At 58.7% G+C, this 15,945-nt stretch carries 21 protein-coding genes; 15 read left to right on the top strand and 6 right to left on the bottom strand.

Annotated features, from left to right (window positions below; genetic code table 11):
• The 3 genes from CE491_RS02845 to CE491_RS02835 form a co-directional block, all read right to left on the bottom strand.
• A partial coding sequence (locus tag CE491_RS02845; protein WP_199884957.1) for a biopolymer transporter ExbD occupies nucleotides 1-257 on the bottom strand: 257 nt, incomplete at its 3' end.
• Between the two features lies 1 nt (nucleotide 258).
• Entirely contained in the window at nucleotides 259-987 is a 729-nt protein-coding gene (locus CE491_RS02840) for a MotA/TolQ/ExbB proton channel family protein (RefSeq protein WP_110946856.1), read from the bottom strand.
• Nucleotides 988-1,084: 97 nt separating this feature from the next.
• Complete coding sequence (locus tag CE491_RS02835; RefSeq protein WP_110946855.1) at nucleotides 1,085-1,900, bottom strand: energy transducer TonB; 816 nt, start codon at nucleotides 1,898-1,900, stop codon at nucleotides 1,085-1,087.
• A 617-nt stretch (nucleotides 1,901-2,517) separates the two neighbouring features.
• Here CE491_RS02835 and CE491_RS30610 point away from each other — a divergent pair.
• The 6 genes from CE491_RS30610 to CE491_RS02810 all read left to right on the top strand — a co-directional run bounded on the left by CE491_RS30610 (nucleotide 2,518) and on the right by CE491_RS02810 (nucleotide 6,799).
• Nucleotides 2,518-3,216, top strand: a complete 699-nt coding sequence (locus CE491_RS30610) for a TonB-dependent receptor plug domain-containing protein (protein WP_234407488.1) — start codon at nucleotides 2,518-2,520, stop codon at nucleotides 3,214-3,216.
• A complete protein-coding gene (locus CE491_RS02830; RefSeq protein WP_234407487.1) occupies nucleotides 3,179-4,627 on the top strand; it encodes a TonB-dependent receptor family protein in 1,449 nt (482 codons plus the stop codon). Before CE491_RS30610 ends, CE491_RS02830 begins: the two co-directional genes overlap by 38 nt.
• A 67-nt stretch (nucleotides 4,628-4,694) precedes the next feature.
• Complete coding sequence (locus CE491_RS02825; protein ID WP_110946854.1) at nucleotides 4,695-5,294, top strand: histidine phosphatase family protein; 600 nt, start codon at nucleotides 4,695-4,697, stop codon at nucleotides 5,292-5,294.
• A gap of 11 nt (nucleotides 5,295-5,305) precedes the next feature.
• Complete coding sequence (locus tag CE491_RS02820; protein ID WP_110946853.1) at nucleotides 5,306-5,668, top strand: nuclear transport factor 2 family protein; 363 nt, start codon at nucleotides 5,306-5,308, stop codon at nucleotides 5,666-5,668.
• 187 nt (nucleotides 5,669-5,855) lie between these two features.
• Nucleotides 5,856-6,125, top strand: a complete 270-nt coding sequence (locus CE491_RS30135; RefSeq protein WP_199884956.1) for an NUDIX domain-containing protein — start codon at nucleotides 5,856-5,858, stop codon at nucleotides 6,123-6,125.
• A gap of 137 nt (nucleotides 6,126-6,262) precedes the next feature.
• Complete coding sequence (locus CE491_RS02810; RefSeq protein ID WP_110946852.1) at nucleotides 6,263-6,799, top strand: GNAT family N-acetyltransferase; 537 nt, start codon at nucleotides 6,263-6,265, stop codon at nucleotides 6,797-6,799.
• A 174-nt stretch (nucleotides 6,800-6,973) separates the two neighbouring features.
• Here the strand turns inward: CE491_RS02810 and CE491_RS02805 are convergent, their stop codons facing one another.
• Together CE491_RS02805 and CE491_RS02800 are read right to left on the bottom strand one after the other, a co-directional pair.
• Nucleotides 6,974-7,963 carry a succinylglutamate desuccinylase/aspartoacylase family protein gene (locus CE491_RS02805; protein WP_110946851.1) on the bottom strand — a complete coding sequence of 330 codons (990 nt, stop codon included), beginning with the start codon at nucleotides 7,961-7,963 and terminating at the stop codon, nucleotides 6,974-6,976.
• A gap of 59 nt (nucleotides 7,964-8,022) precedes the next feature.
• Nucleotides 8,023-8,526 carry a shikimate kinase gene (locus tag CE491_RS02800; protein WP_110946850.1) on the bottom strand — a complete coding sequence of 168 codons (504 nt, stop codon included), beginning with the start codon at nucleotides 8,524-8,526 and terminating at the stop codon, nucleotides 8,023-8,025.
• A gap of 280 nt (nucleotides 8,527-8,806) precedes the next feature.
• Between CE491_RS02800 and CE491_RS02795 the strand changes: the two genes are divergently transcribed.
• From CE491_RS02795 to CE491_RS02765, 7 genes are all read left to right on the top strand, one after another.
• A complete protein-coding gene (locus CE491_RS02795; protein WP_110946849.1) occupies nucleotides 8,807-9,328 on the top strand; it encodes an NUDIX hydrolase in 522 nt (173 codons plus the stop codon).
• 7 nt (nucleotides 9,329-9,335) lie between these two features.
• Nucleotides 9,336-9,887: an HAD-IIIA family hydrolase gene (locus tag CE491_RS02790; RefSeq protein ID WP_199884955.1), complete on the top strand. Its 552-nt coding sequence runs from the start codon at nucleotides 9,336-9,338 to the stop codon at nucleotides 9,885-9,887.
• Between the two features lie 298 nt (nucleotides 9,888-10,185).
• A complete protein-coding gene (locus tag CE491_RS02785) occupies nucleotides 10,186-10,413 on the top strand; it encodes a hypothetical protein (RefSeq protein WP_110946847.1) in 228 nt (75 codons plus the stop codon).
• Nucleotides 10,383-10,682 (top strand): GNAT family N-acetyltransferase, encoded by a 300-nt coding sequence (locus CE491_RS02780; protein WP_199884954.1) that lies wholly within the window; start codon nucleotides 10,383-10,385, stop codon nucleotides 10,680-10,682. Before CE491_RS02785 ends, CE491_RS02780 begins: the two co-directional genes overlap by 31 nt.
• Nucleotides 10,683-10,761: 79 nt before the next feature.
• Nucleotides 10,762-11,226: a bifunctional diaminohydroxyphosphoribosylaminopyrimidine deaminase/5-amino-6-(5-phosphoribosylamino)uracil reductase RibD gene (locus CE491_RS02775; RefSeq protein ID WP_234407486.1), complete on the top strand. Its 465-nt coding sequence runs from the start codon at nucleotides 10,762-10,764 to the stop codon at nucleotides 11,224-11,226.
• Between the two features lie 59 nt (nucleotides 11,227-11,285).
• Nucleotides 11,286-11,951 (top strand): HAD family hydrolase, encoded by a 666-nt coding sequence (locus tag CE491_RS02770; protein WP_110946844.1) that lies wholly within the window; start codon nucleotides 11,286-11,288, stop codon nucleotides 11,949-11,951.
• A gap of 7 nt (nucleotides 11,952-11,958) precedes the next feature.
• A complete protein-coding gene (locus tag CE491_RS02765) occupies nucleotides 11,959-12,507 on the top strand; it encodes a P-loop NTPase family protein (protein WP_110946843.1) in 549 nt (182 codons plus the stop codon).
• 187 nt (nucleotides 12,508-12,694) lie between these two features.
• Here the strand turns inward: CE491_RS02765 and CE491_RS02760 are convergent, their stop codons facing one another.
• A complete protein-coding gene (locus CE491_RS02760) occupies nucleotides 12,695-13,165 on the bottom strand; it encodes a GNAT family N-acetyltransferase (RefSeq protein ID WP_199884953.1) in 471 nt (156 codons plus the stop codon).
• A gap of 455 nt (nucleotides 13,166-13,620) precedes the next feature.
• Between CE491_RS02760 and CE491_RS02755 the strand changes: the two genes are divergently transcribed.
• Both CE491_RS02755 and CE491_RS02750 read left to right on the top strand, forming a co-directional pair.
• A complete protein-coding gene (locus tag CE491_RS02755; protein WP_110946841.1) occupies nucleotides 13,621-15,147 on the top strand; it encodes a GNAT family N-acetyltransferase in 1,527 nt (508 codons plus the stop codon).
• 111 nt (nucleotides 15,148-15,258) lie between these two features.
• Nucleotides 15,259-15,777 carry an HIT family protein gene (locus CE491_RS02750; protein WP_199884952.1) on the top strand — a complete coding sequence of 173 codons (519 nt, stop codon included), beginning with the start codon at nucleotides 15,259-15,261 and terminating at the stop codon, nucleotides 15,775-15,777.
• The last annotated feature ends 168 nt before the right edge of the window (nucleotides 15,778-15,945 follow it).

Raw genomic sequence — 15,945 nt, 5'->3', positions numbered from 1 at the left:
TTGGTCTCCAGCAGGTCCGGCTGGATCTCATCCTTGTTGATGAACAGCTTGCCCTTGTCATCGATGCTCACCACCAGCGGATCCTTTTGCTCCACCGGGGCCACCGATTCGGTTTTCGGCAGGTTGATCGGGATCGAGTTGGTCAGCAGCGGCGCCGTGACGATGAACACCACCAGCAGCACCAGCATCACGTCCACCAGCGGCGTGACGTTGATCTCGCTCAGCACTTCATCGCTGTCTTGTGTGGAAAAGGCCATCTCAGGACGCCTCCTTCACTTTCTGGCCGGCGACAGTGGCGCCTGACTTGTTCAACGCCGGATGCAACAGAACGCGGAACGAGTGTTTCTGCGCCAGGCTGTAGAAGTCATGGGCGAAGTCGTCCAGATCTGCCGCCGTCAGCTTCAGGCGACGCAGGTAGTAGTTGTAAACCAGCACCGCAGGCACCGCGACGGCGATACCCACACCGGTGGCGACCAGTGCCGCACCGATGGGACCGGCCACCGTTTCCAGACTCGCCGAGCCCGCTGCGCTGATGCCCTTGAGCGCCGACATGATCCCCCACACGGTGCCGAACAGGCCGATGAAGGGCGAGGTGCTGCCGATACTGGCCAGGATCGCCAGGCCGGTTTCCAGCGAACGCCGCTCACGCACGATCTGCTGACGCAACGCGCGTTCCAGACGATCCTGATGGTTGATCGCCTGGCTCAAGTCTGCGGCCTGAGTGCCTTCGGGGGCTTGCTGAATCGCGGCGTACCCGGCCAGTGCCACGCGTGCCGCGGCCCCCGGTTTGCTCTGCGCCAGTTCAGCGGCCGAATCCAGGCTCGACGCGGCCCAGAATTGCTTGTGGAATTTTTTGTCCTGGCCCTTGAGCCGGGCGAACTGCACCCCCTTGAGCAGGGCCAGGCCCCAGGTGGCGACGGAAAAGACGATCAGCAGCCAGATGACGGCGCCTTCAATGGATTCGAATGGGGAAGCGATGACGTTCATGTGAGGTTCTCCAACAAGGCTAGAAATCGTTGCAGCGATGCGCCTTTTGTCAGGTGGCCCGCGGTGTCACGAATAGGGTGTGTGATGGTTTAAAAAATTAACGAATCTTGAAATCGATGGGCACGCTGACCCAGCCATCGACGGGGTCGTTACCCTGCTTGGCCGGCACGAAGCTCCAGCGCTTGACCGCGGCTTGTGCCGCTTCGTCGAGCTGTTCATGGCCGCTGCTTTTCTGGATCTGGATCTCGCTCGGCTTGCCGGTGCCCAGCACGTGCACGCGCAGCAGCACGGTGCCTTCCCAGTTACGCCGCATCGCCAGCGCCGGGTATTCCGGGGCGGGGTTATGCAGGTAACCGGCGTTGGCCGAAGCCGGGGTGACCGGCGCGGGCGCCGGTGGCGCAGGCGGTGCCGCAGCGGCCACCGGTTGTGGCGGCGCGGGTGGCGCTGGAGGCTGTTCCACCGGTTTGGCGACGGGTTTGGGCACCGGTTTGACGACCGGCTTGGGCTTGGGAATCGGCTTGGGCGGCGGTGGTTTCACGGCCAACTCGTCTTCAACGGGTGGCGGAGGTTCCACGACCGGCTGAGGAATCGGCTCGGGCGGCGGTGGCGGGGTTTCGACCACGGGTGGCGCGGGCTGGGAAAACTCGATGGTCATCGGCGGGATTTCCGGCGGCACCACGGGCAAGGCTGGGGTGGGCGAGCTGTTGACCCAGTAGATCACTGCGCCGTGCAGCACCAGGGCGAAGACGCCGAGCAGCACGGCTTCGCGGCGGCTGAGGATGCGCCGCGGTGTCGTCTGCAGACGCGACAGCGCCAAGGGGCCGCGATAGACCCGGCCCAGGTCGAGCAGCTCGCCGCCCGGCGCCTGACGCCAGAGCACGTCCCGTGCGTTGGCGGTTTGGGCATTGGCCATTGATGTACTCCTGGCTATTAAACAAAACGGGAACTGGCGTTCCGTGTTCATTACTCAAGCGGTCGGATTCACAGCAAAGGACACACATGAGATGCATATAGTTGGAGCAAGAGCCATACCAAGTATCCATTGCCCGCAAAATAAGTCGTTTCAGGCTTGAATGAATGCGCCGAGTTGTAGTGTGCGCACGTTTTTGTCAATCAGGTGTTGCAACACGAACAGTGGTCGTTATGAACACTTGTGATTTGGCTATATGAGATCTGCCAGGTGTTTATCGTGCAGATCTCGCGCCGACTCTGATCGCAACGGGCTGCCCAGGAAGCATCATCGCGCTGATTGCCCCTGGAGGCCATGTGCTTTTTTGATCAGGCTGGGCGTTTATCAGTTGCCTATGTCCCACCAGGAAAGTTGCTCCGCATTCAACTGTTGGCAAAACGACAGAGCGGCAACAAAGTGTCGATGAACACAGCCTCGAATCAGTGTTTATCCCCCGCAAACAAGCAAAAACCGCGTGGCACGAACCCTGCTAAGTTGAGCGGGAGCGCAACTATACGAATAGATGCTCCCATTAACTATCAACGTTCAGGAGTAGGGATTTGATACGGCAAAAGTTTGATATGCGCGCTCGTCGCTTCGATTCACTGGCCACGGCTTCCAGCCTGGGCATCTTGTTGATGCTGGTTCACGGCGCTTCGTTCGCCGCGCAGGACGCTACCGATCAGGGGGCGCAAGACCCGCGACTCGCTACCGTGACGGTGACCGGTGCACCGGCCAGCGAAGCGCAGAAAGCAGAAAAGCAGCTGGCTAAAGTGCCCGGCAAGACCGCGGTCATTGATAACCACGAAATTGAAAAGGGCCGAGCCTCCAACGCCGAGGACGTACTGGCATTGCAGCCGGGCGTATTCGCCCAGGCGACCAGCGGGTCGTCAGCCAACAAGATCTCGATCCGCGGCTCCGGCCTCAATACGTTTTATCAAGGTTACGTTCTGGGCATTAAATTCCTCTTCGACGGCTTGCCGCTGACCGGCCCCGGCGGTACTCAGGAAGACATGCTCGACATGGCCGGTGTCGACCACACAGAAGTGCTGTATGGCGCCAATGCATTTAACTATTCGGCGTTATCGTTGGGCGGGGCGATCAACTTCGTCAGCAAGACCGGGCGCACCGACCCGGGCAACTATGCGCGCTTCGAAGCCGGTACTTACGGCTATCGCAAACAAGTTCTGAGCACCGGCGGAGTTGAGGGTAACGCGGATTATTACGTCAGCTTGCAACACAATGAGCGCGACGGTTATCAGGACAATACCCCCCAATAAAGGTCAGGGCATCGTCGCCAACTTCGGTTACGTCTTCAACCCGAAACTGGAAACCCGCTTCTTCCTGCGTTATCGGGAGGAAACCCTCAGTCAGGGCAACACGCTGACCAAGTATCAGATCAAACATGACCCTTCCAGCAACCTCGTGCCGTCGGGTCGCAAGAAAGACGGTTCGACGTTGCTGGGCAGCAAAACTACTTACACCTTCGACGACAACGCCAAGCTGGAAGTGGGCCTGGGTTACAACGATTATCCTCTATACAACGGCTGGCGCTACTCGGCCACACCCCAGGACTGGCGCTCCAAGGACATCAACCTGACTCTGCGTTATTTGCGTACCGGCGACACCTTCCTTGGCTTCAACAGCGACACCACGGCAACCTTCAGCACCACCCGTGCCTATCTGGGCGATGTGAAGTCCCACAGCAAGGCGACCAAGATCAAGCAGCAGGAAGCCAACTACACAGGCTCCCGAGACACGGTCTTCTCGCTGGGCAACGAACTGCAACTGACCGACAACCTCTGGCTCTCGACAGGCCTGTCGTTCATTGACATCAAGCGCAAGGCCGAGATCGAATACACCACCGGCGTAAACAACACGGCATTCCCCAACGGGGTGGAATACGAGGAGCACGACACGGCACCGCGCATTGGCCTGCGCTACCAGCTCACGCCAGAGTTCGAGCTGTTCGGCAACGTCAGTCGCTCCATCGACCCGCCCGTTACCTGGCAGCTGGGAAGCACCGGCACCCCGTACATCCGCGACGTTCGCCCGCAAAAAGCCAACACCGTCGAGTTCGGTATTCGCGGTGGCCACGGTATTTTCGACGGCAGCCTGACCCTGTACCGCTCATGGGTGCAGAAGGAACTGCTGTCGGTCGTCGTGCGTCAGGCGACGGCCACCCAGGATCAACTGGTGGCGACTTCCAATGGTAGCCCGACCATTCACCAGGGCATCGAAGCGGGGCTGAACGCGCAGCTTTGGCAGGGGCAGGGCGGTGACACGGTCACCTTGCGTCAGGCCTACACCTACAACGACTTTCACTATCGCCATGACGCCACCTTCGGTGACAACGAGTTGCCGGGGCTGCCGCGCCAGGTCTATCAGGCCGAGCTTGAGTATCGTCAGCCAAGTGGTTTCTACGCTCAATTGAATGCTCGAGCCGCATCCAGCTATTACGTGGACTTCGCCAACTCGTTAGGTGCGCCGTCTTACACCCTCTGGGGCGCGAAGGTGGGCTATGAGGCACCGAACAAAAAGTGGGAGGTGTTCGTCGATGCACGCAACCTGACCAACGAACGCTATGCCACAGCGTCCAATACTGCATACGATGCCAAGGGTCAGGATTCCGCGAACTTCTATCCAGGCGATCCGATCAACGTGACCACTGGTGTTTCGTACCGTTTCTGACCTGACTCGGCGGGACTGTGATGACAGCAACCCTGCCAAGACGGACCTCATTGTCAGGAGACACTTCATGCGCTTGTACGTCGTACGTCACGGCCAGACTCGGGCCAACGCCGAGCACCGTTACCTGGGGTCGCTTGACCCCGAACTGACCGAGACCGGTCGCGAGCAGGCCACCGCCCTGCGCCTGGAACTGCCCGATTCGATTGGCGGCATCGTGGTCTCGCCGTTACTGCGCGCCCGGCAGACGGCCGAGATCGTGAACTACCGATCCAACCTGCCGGTGCAGGTGCACGATGCCTTTCGGGAAAGAAGTGTCGGCGTCTTCGAAGGGCTGACTCAGGCACAGGCGCAGCAGCTCTACCCTGACCTTTGGCAGCAGAACATCACGCGTCAGTGGGGTATTGGCCCGCCGGAAGGCGAGTCAATCGTTGAGGTGGTCGAGCGTGTATGTCAGGGACTGATGACCTTGGTCGAAACCTCGGCGGCGCAGGATGTGCTGCTGGTCGGCCACGGCTTCGTTGCCAAGACTGTCCGCGCATTGGTTCGGCAGGATTTCTCGGACTTCTTCGAGTGGCAATTGGGAAATGGGCACTGGCTGGTGCTGGAAAATGTCGAACGGATTCTGCAGCACGGTGTACCTGCGCAGAATCCTCTGCCAAGGGGGTGAAACGGACCGTCATGACATTACATACGCAAATCCTGCGACTCGAGGAGCGACTTCTGGAGCGCGCCACGCGCCTCGACGACTCAATCCTCGACGAGCTGCTCGCTGCCGACTTCGTAGAGTTCGGCGCCAGTGGAGGCGTCTGGAACAAAACGGATGTCATCGCCGGGCTTAAAACCGAACTGTACGTGGCTCGACGCATCACTGATTTCGAGATCAGAGAATTGGCTGACAATGTGGTGCTGGCGACTTACCAGTGCCATGCCGAATCGACCGAACACAAGCTGGCATCGGTCACCCTGCGCAGTTCGATCTGGCACAAGCGCCTGGAGCGCTGGCAATTGGTGTTTCATCAGGGAACGCGGGTGCCGGGGTAGCCGGCCACGACCGATTGGACAGTCATGCCGCTTGTGCTCCGTCACGACTATTCTCCGGAGGCGCTCGCGCTTTTCTACGCTTGAGCCACGTACTTAACAGCTTTATCCATGGAAATCGTCATGAGCGAAAGAATCCGCTATCAGCTGTCGGCCTCAGTCTTCGTCCTGCTCTTGAGGGAAGGTCTGCATGATCAGGCGCAAGGCAACCGGTTGGATGGACGGTTCACTCAGCATTCCAGCAGGTGGTCTCGATTTCGGCGAAACCATTGCTGCAGCGGCGATTCGCGAGGCATACGAGGAAGTAGGCGTTCGTATCAACGCGCAAGACCTCCGACATGTTCACACATTGCACAGCAAAACCGAGGGGCGGACGTGGCTGGGACAGTTCTTTCAGACGACCACGTGGGAGGGGACTCCCGAATTGCGCGAGCTTGGAAAACACACTGATTTGCAATAGTGTGATGTGAACGAGCTAGCGCCTGAAACCGTTCCTTATGTGCGGCAAGCTGTAGGGTGTATTACCGCCGGTGAGTCGTATTCGGAGTACGGTTGGGATTAAACGCCGGGAATGGCAAAAGGGGAGCAAAGGCGCAGATGAGAATTCAAAAAGCACCCGAACCAGACTATCCGGGGATCTCGCTTCGACAATTGGAGCGTACCGACTTATCGGCGTGGTACGCGTACCTTTCAAGGGATGAGGTCGTTCAACACACTAGCTGGGACTTGAAAGCCGCAGAAGACCTGTTGCCTTTATTCGAGGGGATTGAATCAACTTCAGCAGCCTCTCTGCGCCGACTTGCAATCGTCAGTGAGGCCAGCGGAGCGCTTATTGGCACAATAGGGTTTCACACGATCTCCGAAATTAACCGAAGTGCGGAAATTGCCTATGATCTCGCGCCCGGCAATTGGGGACGGGGTGTAGCCAGCGCCGTGTGTGCTGCCATTACGCGCTGGGCGTTTATCGAGTACGGGTTTGTACGGATACAAGGCACGGTGCTTGAGACCAATTCAGGTTCGGCCAGAGTGCTGGAAAAGTGTGGGTTTCACTACGAGGGAATGTTGCGATCGTACCGCATGGTTCGAGGTAGTCCTGGGAACTTCAAGTTGTACTCGGCTTTGAATACCGACTAAATCTGGACAACCACATGTTTTCCAACAATGCTCAGCGCCTGCTCGAGTCCAGGGGAGCGCAAGCAGCGCCCAGTGTCCCACATAGGTCCTCGGGGACCAGGCGCCGCCCGGGCCACCGTGACAATCGCCCACCACTCCCGATCCGGGTATGCCCATGCTCCTCCTGCAACACCCTCATCGCGCGTTATCATCCAGCGGCGCAAGGCTGATCAGCCACTCTCCCTGATTGACGATCGGGTGGTTGACGATCATCAGGATGTACCCCGCATAGGGCGCCACCAGCTCTGTTTGCCGATCACCGAAAATGTCCTTGAGCACCCCCAGAAGCTGACCGGCAGCGACTTGCTCGCCTGCTGCGACACTCAGATAGAGCCTTGCACTGATAGGCGCCTCGACTTTGAAAAAGTTGTGCACCACCAGGTTTCGGCGTTGCTTGGCGGTGGGCGCGATGTCCGCGGTGAGCCCCAGAAACCACGCGATGTTCACCACGCCCTGAAAATGGAATTCGATGCACTCCGGGTCGAGTACGCCATTAGCGCCGCCCTCGGCCATCACCGCATGACGTCCCAGCCATGGCAGCTCATTGGTTGCCCGGCCTCGGTTATTGGTCTGCCCAGCCGCGAATTCGACGATGCTGTCGGCATCGAACCGATGCGCCAGCGCTTGGGTGTGTGCGTCGAATTCGGGATCGCCAGTGAGCTGGCACATGACGAATTTCGCCACCTCTTCGCGCAGGTCACCGCCGTGCAGATCAATGAATACCGCGGCATCCCTGGCCCACTCGTGCAGCACCTGATGGATCAACACCTGACTGAACGAGCCATCGAGATCGCCCGGCGAGAGAAAGTTGATGTTCTTGTCGTCGATCGGGCAGACGAACTCCGAATGGGCGAACAGGCCCGGAATATTCAGCACCGGCAGAATCGACACCGAGCCGCGAAGCAGCGCGTCAGCGAAATAGTCCTTAAGACGCAGCGCCGCTTCCATGGCATCGACTTCATTGGGGTGCATCCCGGCAATGATCGCGATGTGCGGACCGGGCTGGGCAGCGGTGACATCAAAGTAAGGCAGTTCAAGTTCGGTAAGCGACGGGTGCGTAAAGTTGAGCGTTCCCCAGCTCAAACTGCCATTTTTGCCGAGTATTTTTTTGGTCAATGCAGGCATGTCGAATCTCGTGTAGTCAGGTGCTGGCCAGCAGGTGTGGGCGGCCCGAATGGATGTGGTCACGTGAAGATCCGCTCACGGATGGTTCGCTCCAGATGATCCAGCGTCGCGGCAAAATCCTGTTGGTCGGTGTCGACAGTCAGATCGCTGAAGCGGCGCTCAGCGTAACCCTCGTCGATCATGACCTTGATGCGTTGGCGTTCCTGTGCGCTGAACGCCCGGCCCCGGTCCGCCGCAACGATGGACAGGTACGACGCCCTCAGGTTGACGAAAAAGGGGCGCACGCCGGCGTCGGTAAAGTGTCTGCGGTAATAGATCCAGTTCACGCAGCCAAGTGGGTAAGCAATGACCACCGTCGGCGCGTGCATGAGCACAGTGAGACCTTCGCGAACGATTGCCTTGCTGGTCGAGTGAATGGAGCAGTACCACGGGCGATCGGCCGCCGAGAAATCATCGCCATCGATGAAGCCCCCGGCGAGCCGATCGGCAAGGCCGCGTCCCAGGGTGGTCTTGCCGGAGCCTATGGGGCCGTTGAGAAAGATTGCGTGTCGGGTGTGTGTCATGGCGATGGGCTTCGTGGGGGCGAGTGAAAGCGTGTGGGTGTGCAAGAACGATACCGGTGCTCGGATAGAGTATGCAGGCAGTGTGAGCTGGGCCAGCTGTGTCTGCTGGCGCAAAGTGTTCTTCAGGTGTTTGGCACGGGGCATTGAAGAAGCGCTGCGCCTGGCAATTGCGCGCTCGCCACGACGGCATGTTTCTTGTAATGCCTAGACCGGTTGTCTGGATCGCTCGAACCTGAGCCAACCGCTTTGCTCCCCATAAAGCCTGCTAAGCGGGCATCAGATGAGTGTTCTGTCGATGCCACCGCAACCGCCATTGCGACGTCCTTATTCCGTTCAGGTTTTTCTGACGCGCTGCGTCGCGAACGAGCGGCAATACCTGATTTTCCAGCGCATAGCGCGCAGAGACCTGGGGCTACCCGCGTTTTATCAGGGTGTCTCGGGCGCTCTGGAGCATGGCGAGAGCTTCCTGCAGGCGGCGATTCGTGAGGTGCTGGAAGAAACCGCATTGACAATCAAACGTCCCGACGACATCGGCTTCAGCCACGACTACCCGATCAAGGAACAATGGCGCAGGCATTACGGCACAGGTCCGGAACACGTGGAGGAGCGGATTTTCACAGCCCAGATCCAGGCGGATGCCGAGCCGCTTCTGTCAGCGGAACATTCGTCCTGGCAGTGGCTGTCTTTGATCGATGCGCTGCCATTGCTCGGTTATGGCGCTAACGCGCAGTGTCTAAGGCGTGTCGAGCAATTCTGGTCCGGCAGGCCCGATAATCCCGGCTATGCGGGTAGCGTTGAGTGAAATGCGTATGAAGGGAGCAAAGGCGGTTTTCCTCGATCTGAATGGCACGCTGGTCATGCCGATCAGTGCCCAGTCTTTGGAAGACCTCGTCGAACTGCGCGGCGTCAGGGATGCGGTGGGTCGTCTGACAGAGGCGGGTTTCGTCTGTCCTGTCATTACCGTTCAGTCCCGTATTGCCAAAGGGAATTACTCACAAGCGCAATTTGGTGAGTGGTTCGAGACGTTTCGCTCCAGCTGGCTCTCGGATGGCATACCGTTGCTCGGACCCTACGTATGTCCTCATCGTTTTCACTCTGGATGCCGCTGTGCGAAACCTCAACCTGAGCTTTATCTAAGGGCGTGCCATGAACTGAGGCTTGATCCATCTCGTTGCTTTGTCATCGGCGATAGCGCTACGGATGTCTTCGCCGCACGCAATATCGGGGCTCGCGGTTGCCTCGTGCTGACAGGTAATGGTTTGAAAGATCGGGAAGCCTGTCAGCAGGATGCGTTTGTGGTAGGTCGTGACCTCGCGGACGTAGTGGCGCGTTTGCTGGAGCGAGCCGATGCCATGCAATGAGTTATCGGTCGCAAGGTTTAACGTGCGCGGCGCAGCGCTTGTCAGCGGCTCGGCACAATCATTGCTCTAACTGCGCCGCACAACCGTTCTCACCATCGCAGGAAGCATTAGCGCAATGCCCGAACTCGCCGCGAGAATCCGTCCTTCTGCTCGCCTGAATGGCGCCTTTAAACTCCGATCCGGGAAGGGGAGCAGACGGGAAGAAAAGAGGCGCTGGCCGAAGCAGGCCTTGAGCTCAAACCGCTTTACACCTTCAGCGAGGTTGAGCACGCATGATGTTGTTAGGGGGACACTGCTCATGCAAATCCGCCTGATCCAGACACTCGACGCCGCACAGATGATCGAACTCAATCGGGCGCTGGATACCGAGACTGACTTCATGCTGATGGAGCCTGGCGAGCGCACCACCAGCCTTGAGCAGCAGGTCAGCCGAATCAATGCCATCACCGCGTCCGACACCGAGACTTGTTCGTTGCCGAAGATGATCGCAATCTGGTGGGGTTCATTGCTGTCGCGTCGGGAATAGCCCTGCGCAACCGTCACACAGCTCGACTAGTCCTTGGCATCAAACGTAGCCACTGGGGACTGGGTGTGAGTGATGACTTGATGATGCAGGCAGAGCAATGGGCGAAAGCGTCGGGTGTCAGGCGTCTTGAGCTGACAGTCATGACCGCCAACATCCGAGCGGTCGCCTTGTACCGCAGACACGGATTCGTTTGCGAAGGCACCCGAGCCTGTGCGCTTTTGGTGGCTGGTGTTTATGTGGATGAGTTTTACATGGCAAAGCTGATCTGACTCGTCTGTCGATCTGAACGAAAACCCGTAGCCTCAACGGCACTCAGGTGTCCGTTACTTTCCAGGATTGAAGGACAACGTGAGCAACTCGTCATCAACATCGAATACTTATTTCATGCGCCTGGCGCTGGCTCAAGGCAGGCAGGCGCTGCCAGCGTGTTTGCCTAATCCGCCGGTTGGGTGCGTGTTGGTTCAGGGCGACAAGGTGGTGAGCGAGGGTTTTACTCAGTCGCCGGGGCAGCATCATGCCGAGGCGATGGCGTTGAGTCGGCTAACGGTGGGATGTTCTGCGGCCACAGCATTCGTGACCCTTGAACCCTGCGCGTTTCACGGTCGGACGCCGTCCTGCGCTGAAGCGCTGGTAAGAGCTGGGGTCAAGCGGGTGTTTGTCGGGATGCTCGACCCTGATCCGAGGAATTCGGGCGCGGGGATACGGATTCTGCGCGAAGCGGGTGTCGACGTCGTGGTCGGGTTGCTGGCGCAGGAGGCGCGTGCGGATCTGGGGCGTTTTCTGATGGACCCTTTGGCAGGGTGTGTTGATTGATACGCTGCCATATAGCACTGGATTCGTCACAGTCTCATTGAATTCAAGGAAGCCTTGCCATGCCGTGGAAACTCGCCTGTTTTGATCTGGACGGGACGTTGGCCCTGACCAGCACCGGCCAGCATCTGGCCGCCAAAATAGGCCATGCAGAAATCATGCGGGAGCTTGAGGAAGGGTATCTGGCAGGCCGTGTCAGCAATATCGAAGTGGCTGCTCGTGATGCTGTCTATTACCGTAATCTGGACCGGGACGACCTTGTGCGAATGCTGGAGGACATTCCGGTCATTGCCGATATCAGCAAGACCGTCGAGTGGCTTCAACGACGGGGGGTTGCGTCGGTGATCTGCACGTTGGCCTGGAGAAGCGTCGGGGAGATATTTGCACGTCGATATGGATTCATTGGTTCCAGCGGCCCGGTTTTGAGAACAGACGAATCCGGCGTATTCACGGGCGAGGTCGAGTCGGATTTCACCGAGCACGACAAGCCAAGCTTCGTGAGAGAACTATGCGCAACCCGGGGCATCGCCATGTCCGACGTTTTTCATGTCGGAGATTCGGTGTCGGATATTCCTCTGTTCCGGGCCGTGGGATTTTCCGTTGCGCTGAACGGCAACCGGCAAGCCCGGCAGACAGCGGATGTGAGTCTGAACAGCGGTTCGTTGTTCGAGGTTGTTGGGGTGGTGCCGGGACTCGCCGGCGCTTTGGACGTTGGGTCATTTCAATGAGGCCTTCATGCAGCGCGTCATGATTATTGGTCAGCCTGGCTCAGGCAAAAGTACGCTGGCTCGGGAGATGGGCAAGCGCACCGGGCTACCGGTCATTCACATCGATACGATTCATTGGCAACCTGGATGGATCGAGCGAAGCATCGACGAGAAGACGCGTCTTTGTCGGGAGATCGAGGCTGGCGATCGGTGGATTTTTGAAGGCGGTCATGCGGCGACTTGGGACAGTCGTATTGCTCGAGCCGATCTCCTGGTATGGATCGATCGCGCGTCGGCGCTCCGGTTCTGGCGTGTGCTTCTCAGAACGCTGGCCCTGCGAGGTCGACCTCGACCCGACCTTCCAGAGGATTGCCCGGAGCAGCTGGGGAATCTCCCGGAGTTTTTCCGTTTCATGTGGACCACCCGTAAATCGGCGCGGGCCAAGATGCGGCAGCTTGTGGCCACGGCGCCATCGGCATGTCGGGTCGTTTGCCTGCGATCCAATCGACAAACCCGGGTGTTTCTGTCGAGTATCGGGGAAGGGGCTGGCGCAGAATTTACACTAAAGGAACGGTAACCGGCCAGCGCGGGGTATAGAGCAAGTCAGTCTGAAAAGTGATTTGTTACTGGCGAATGCGGTGCCTCAGACACGCGTCTGTGACTGATCCGCCGCGTCCGCTGCCGACGTAACCTCTGATGTCTCCTGCAGGTTTGCGGTGCCCGGGAATTTGGCGTTCCCGTCATATCCGCAACAAAGCCCAGGGCTATCTCAGCCGTTTCTTCATGCCCAACACCGCATACGCCTGCTCCCCGTGTTTGCGCATGTACCGGGTCTGGATCTCAAATCCACAGCGTTGGTAACAGGCAATCGCGCGGGTATTGGACGCGCGCACGTTGAGCACTATCGACTGAAGTGATGCCTGAGCTTTCGCCTTTTCCATGATCAGCAAGATAGCCTCTGTACCGATGCCACAGCCAAGGAGCGTCGGTATCCCTAGCATGATGCCGAGCCTGGCTTCGCACGAGGTATCTGCGCACTCAAGCCAAACCACGCCGGCGTCTTGGCCGTCGACCTGGACGATGTCCCAGATCAGGTGCTGATCAGGCAGCGGTTGGAATCGAGTCATGAAGTTCGAACTGTCGATCGTTTCGGCCCAGTGTTCGATCAGCGTTCGGTCCGCCGCTGTGACCGCTCGCAGGCGCACCGATCTTGTTTTTTTCATTCGGGCAGTCAACACAGGCTCCCTTTTTGAGGTGGTTCACAGCGCCCACGGTTGGGCGGCACATGGCCTTGGCCAGCGATGCGCAGGCGACGCTTCGAGACTGGTGTGGCAGGTATACCGCCGTCGAATCGGCGAATGCCTTCGCGCCTATGGGGTGAACCGGTAAAGCCTAACTTATTCATTTCCACGCCGGATTGAAAGGCACTTCAAGCTCCAGGCTTAGACTTGCAGCAAGCCCGCCGTGACAGCAGAACCATCCTCTGCCGCTCCCGTTTCAGCTGTTGAATCGGCAACAGTGTGCAAACAGTTTTCTGCCTTTAGTTGCATATCATGCTCTGCTGGACACCAAGCCTGATCAATCAAATCGGACGCACAAACCCTCGGCATGGAGTGTGCATCGTGACTGGCCGAACGCTTCATTCATCACGCTCAACACACGATATGCGCCAAGCAGGAAATCAACTTCCATGACACAAACCTCCCATATTCCCACCCTGGCTTTCAGGCCGGTCGATCTGGATGCCCATCTCGACGTATGCCTGCGTTTCAGAATCGACGCGTTCATCTGCGCCTTCGGCTCGGCAGAACCCTTTCTGCAGAGCGCTGGTGGGGCAGAGGGGTATGCTGACTGGTTGCGCGAGAAGGACACGAACCTGCCGGGCTGCCTGGTCCATGTCTGGCGCGATGGCGAAATCGTCGGCCAGATCGAAATGGGCAGGTTGGCGAGCGATGTCTCGATCGGCTACGTCAATCTGTTCTATCTGGTGCCCGAACAGCGAGGGCAGGGACTGGGCACATTGCTTGAAGCCTACGCCTGGAGCTTTCTCAGTGGCCAGGGATGTGAGTCTCTGCGGTTGACCGCTGCCCGGGACAACCTGCCTGCCTGGGTGTTTTATCAGCACAACGGCTGGCAGGATCTGGGGCCGCGCGAGCATAAACCGGGCGCTCATCTGCTGCACAAGGAGGCTGACGACGATGCCGCGGGCTCGCCACTGGTCATCAACCCCGACGATTACCTGGAAACCGAATTCGGCAGGGAGTTCACCGCTGAGCGCAATCGGCGGGCATGGGAATTGGCCTATGCGCTCTTGAATGACGAGTTATCGAAGGCCAGACGTGGTGCGCACGTTTATCTGGTGATGGGGGTGCAGGGCGCGGGCAAGTCGCGTTGGGTCTCGGAGAACCTCGGCAGGCTCGGCCATCGTGCGATTGTGTTCGATGCCGCGTTACCTGCCCGGCGGCACAGGGAGAAGTTGCTGGCCGTTACGCGCGAGCATGCGGTGCCTGTCATTGGCATTTTCGTGAAGGCATCCCTTGAACTTGCACTGTTGCGTAACGCCCGGCGCAGCCCGGACAAGCGCGTGCCCGAGGATGCGCTGAAGAGCGTATTCGGGCTGCTTGAACCTCCCACCGAAGACGAAGGGTTTATCTGGGTGCAGACCATAGAACAACAGGCGAGCCTGCCCGTGACGCTACAGACGCCGCGCCTGAACCTGGTTGCGCCCGATGTCGGGCTTGCGCAAAAGCTGGCGGATGCGCTGAACGCCAGTTACGAACTGCACCGGGATTTCCTGGTCTGGAGCAAACCGCACTGGACGCTGGAGGACACTCAAGAAAGCCTCGAGCGTGCATCCGCCGACTTCTCCATGCCCGTGGCGGAGAAGCGCTATTTTCTGCTCAAGCGTGATGATGATCAGCCGTTGGTGGGCTGTATTGGGGTCAGGCCAGCGGTGGACCCGGCCGATGGTTTCGAAATCGGCTACTGGGTGAGCGAGGTCCACGCCAACCGCGGATTCATGAAAGAAGCACTGGCCGCGCTGGTGTCGCGGCTTTCCGGGCACCGGCTGCGTTTGACGGCCTCATCGGCCAATATCCCCAGCCAGAAACTCGCCGAAGCAGCCGGATTCGAGCATGTCCAGACCCTTGCCAATGCGCGTGTCTCGGGGAGGCATGGGGTTTGCGACACCGTGGTTTATCAGCGGGATGCCAGATGACACATGTCGTTACTTGCAGGGAAATTGCGAGCCGGATTTGCCTCGAATTTTCTGCACCGGTCAGCGATGCTGCAGACCGGATCCGTTCAATGCAGCCCAGGACATAGCATCATGCCGATCATCGAAAGCCGTCTGCACATTCCCGGTGAATTCATCATTCATGAGACGGAGCATTGGATACTCAACCACAACTTCGCCAACGCATTGCCCGGATACCTGATTCTGGGCTCAAAGGCGCCTGTGGATTCCCTCGGCGATCTGCCTATGGCAGCACTTCACGCGTTCGGCGAATTGCTGGCCCGCACCCAGTCAATCCTGCAGGGCACGCTGACCCCAGAACGCCTTTACGTGAGTCGCTACGGCCACTCTTCGGGCTACCCGATCCACTTTCACCTGATCCCGGTTTACGCCTGGGTCGAAAGGCTGTTCCTGGAAGACCCGCGCTATCGCCTGCTGGAGACATTCGCCAATCCATCAAAAGCCGAAACACGCACTGATGGCGCGGAACTGACACTGTTCATCTGGCGCGAGTTTGGCGAAAGTGCCCGGCCGCCAGCGATCGAGGGACCGACAATCCCTCAGGTCATCGAAGTGCTTCGAGCAGCATTTGCGAGCGCTGCAGTGCCCTGAACGGCAGCGGAATCCGACACGCAAGCGGGGCGGCTTTTCACATCGCAACGCGAAGAAACGCGCCGCCGGGTGTCGCGGTATCTCGGCGGCCGGCATTTGAGTTTTGCGAAAGAATTGTCCAACAATTGTTATATCTTTTAGGCAGTTGCTGCGGTTTTTTTATTCCTT

This window comes from Pseudomonas bohemica (assembly GCF_002934685.1).
Classification (GTDB): domain Bacteria; phylum Pseudomonadota; class Gammaproteobacteria; order Pseudomonadales; family Pseudomonadaceae; genus Aquipseudomonas; species Aquipseudomonas bohemica.
The sequence above is the reverse complement of the archived record's forward strand: the minus strand, read 5'-3'. Positions and strand labels throughout refer to the sequence as shown.

Bases quoted from the DNA above. Each gene is read 5' to 3' on its own strand.
- CE491_RS02840 (WP_110946856.1), bottom strand. From the start codon at position 987: ATGAACGTCATCGCTTCCCCATTCGAATCCATTGAAGGCGCCGTCATC.
- CE491_RS02835 (WP_110946855.1), bottom strand. From the start codon at position 1,900: ATGGCCAATGCCCAAACCGCCAACGCACGGGACGTGCTCTGGCGTCAG.
- CE491_RS30610 (WP_234407488.1), top strand. From the start codon at position 2,518: ATGCGCGCTCGTCGCTTCGATTCACTGGCCACGGCTTCCAGCCTGGGC.
- CE491_RS02830 (WP_234407487.1), top strand. From the start codon at position 3,179: ATGAGCGCGACGGTTATCAGGACAATACCCCCCAATAAAGGTCAGGGC.
- CE491_RS02825 (WP_110946854.1), top strand. From the start codon at position 4,695: ATGCGCTTGTACGTCGTACGTCACGGCCAGACTCGGGCCAACGCCGAG.
- CE491_RS02820 (WP_110946853.1), top strand. From the start codon at position 5,306: ATGACATTACATACGCAAATCCTGCGACTCGAGGAGCGACTTCTGGAG.
- CE491_RS30135 (WP_199884956.1), top strand. From the start codon at position 5,856: ATGATCAGGCGCAAGGCAACCGGTTGGATGGACGGTTCACTCAGCATT.
- CE491_RS02810 (WP_110946852.1), top strand. From the start codon at position 6,263: ATGAGAATTCAAAAAGCACCCGAACCAGACTATCCGGGGATCTCGCTT.
- CE491_RS02805 (WP_110946851.1), bottom strand. From the start codon at position 7,963: ATGCCTGCATTGACCAAAAAAATACTCGGCAAAAATGGCAGTTTGAGC.
- CE491_RS02800 (WP_110946850.1), bottom strand. From the start codon at position 8,526: ATGACACACACCCGACACGCAATCTTTCTCAACGGCCCCATAGGCTCC.
- CE491_RS02795 (WP_110946849.1), top strand. From the start codon at position 8,807: ATGAGTGTTCTGTCGATGCCACCGCAACCGCCATTGCGACGTCCTTAT.
- CE491_RS02790 (WP_199884955.1), top strand. From the start codon at position 9,336: ATGAAGGGAGCAAAGGCGGTTTTCCTCGATCTGAATGGCACGCTGGTC.
- CE491_RS02785 (WP_110946847.1), top strand. From the start codon at position 10,186: ATGCAAATCCGCCTGATCCAGACACTCGACGCCGCACAGATGATCGAA.
- CE491_RS02770 (WP_110946844.1), top strand. From the start codon at position 11,286: ATGCCGTGGAAACTCGCCTGTTTTGATCTGGACGGGACGTTGGCCCTG.
- CE491_RS02765 (WP_110946843.1), top strand. From the start codon at position 11,959: ATGCAGCGCGTCATGATTATTGGTCAGCCTGGCTCAGGCAAAAGTACG.
- CE491_RS02755 (WP_110946841.1), top strand. From the start codon at position 13,621: ATGACACAAACCTCCCATATTCCCACCCTGGCTTTCAGGCCGGTCGAT.
- CE491_RS02750 (WP_199884952.1), top strand. From the start codon at position 15,259: ATGCCGATCATCGAAAGCCGTCTGCACATTCCCGGTGAATTCATCATT.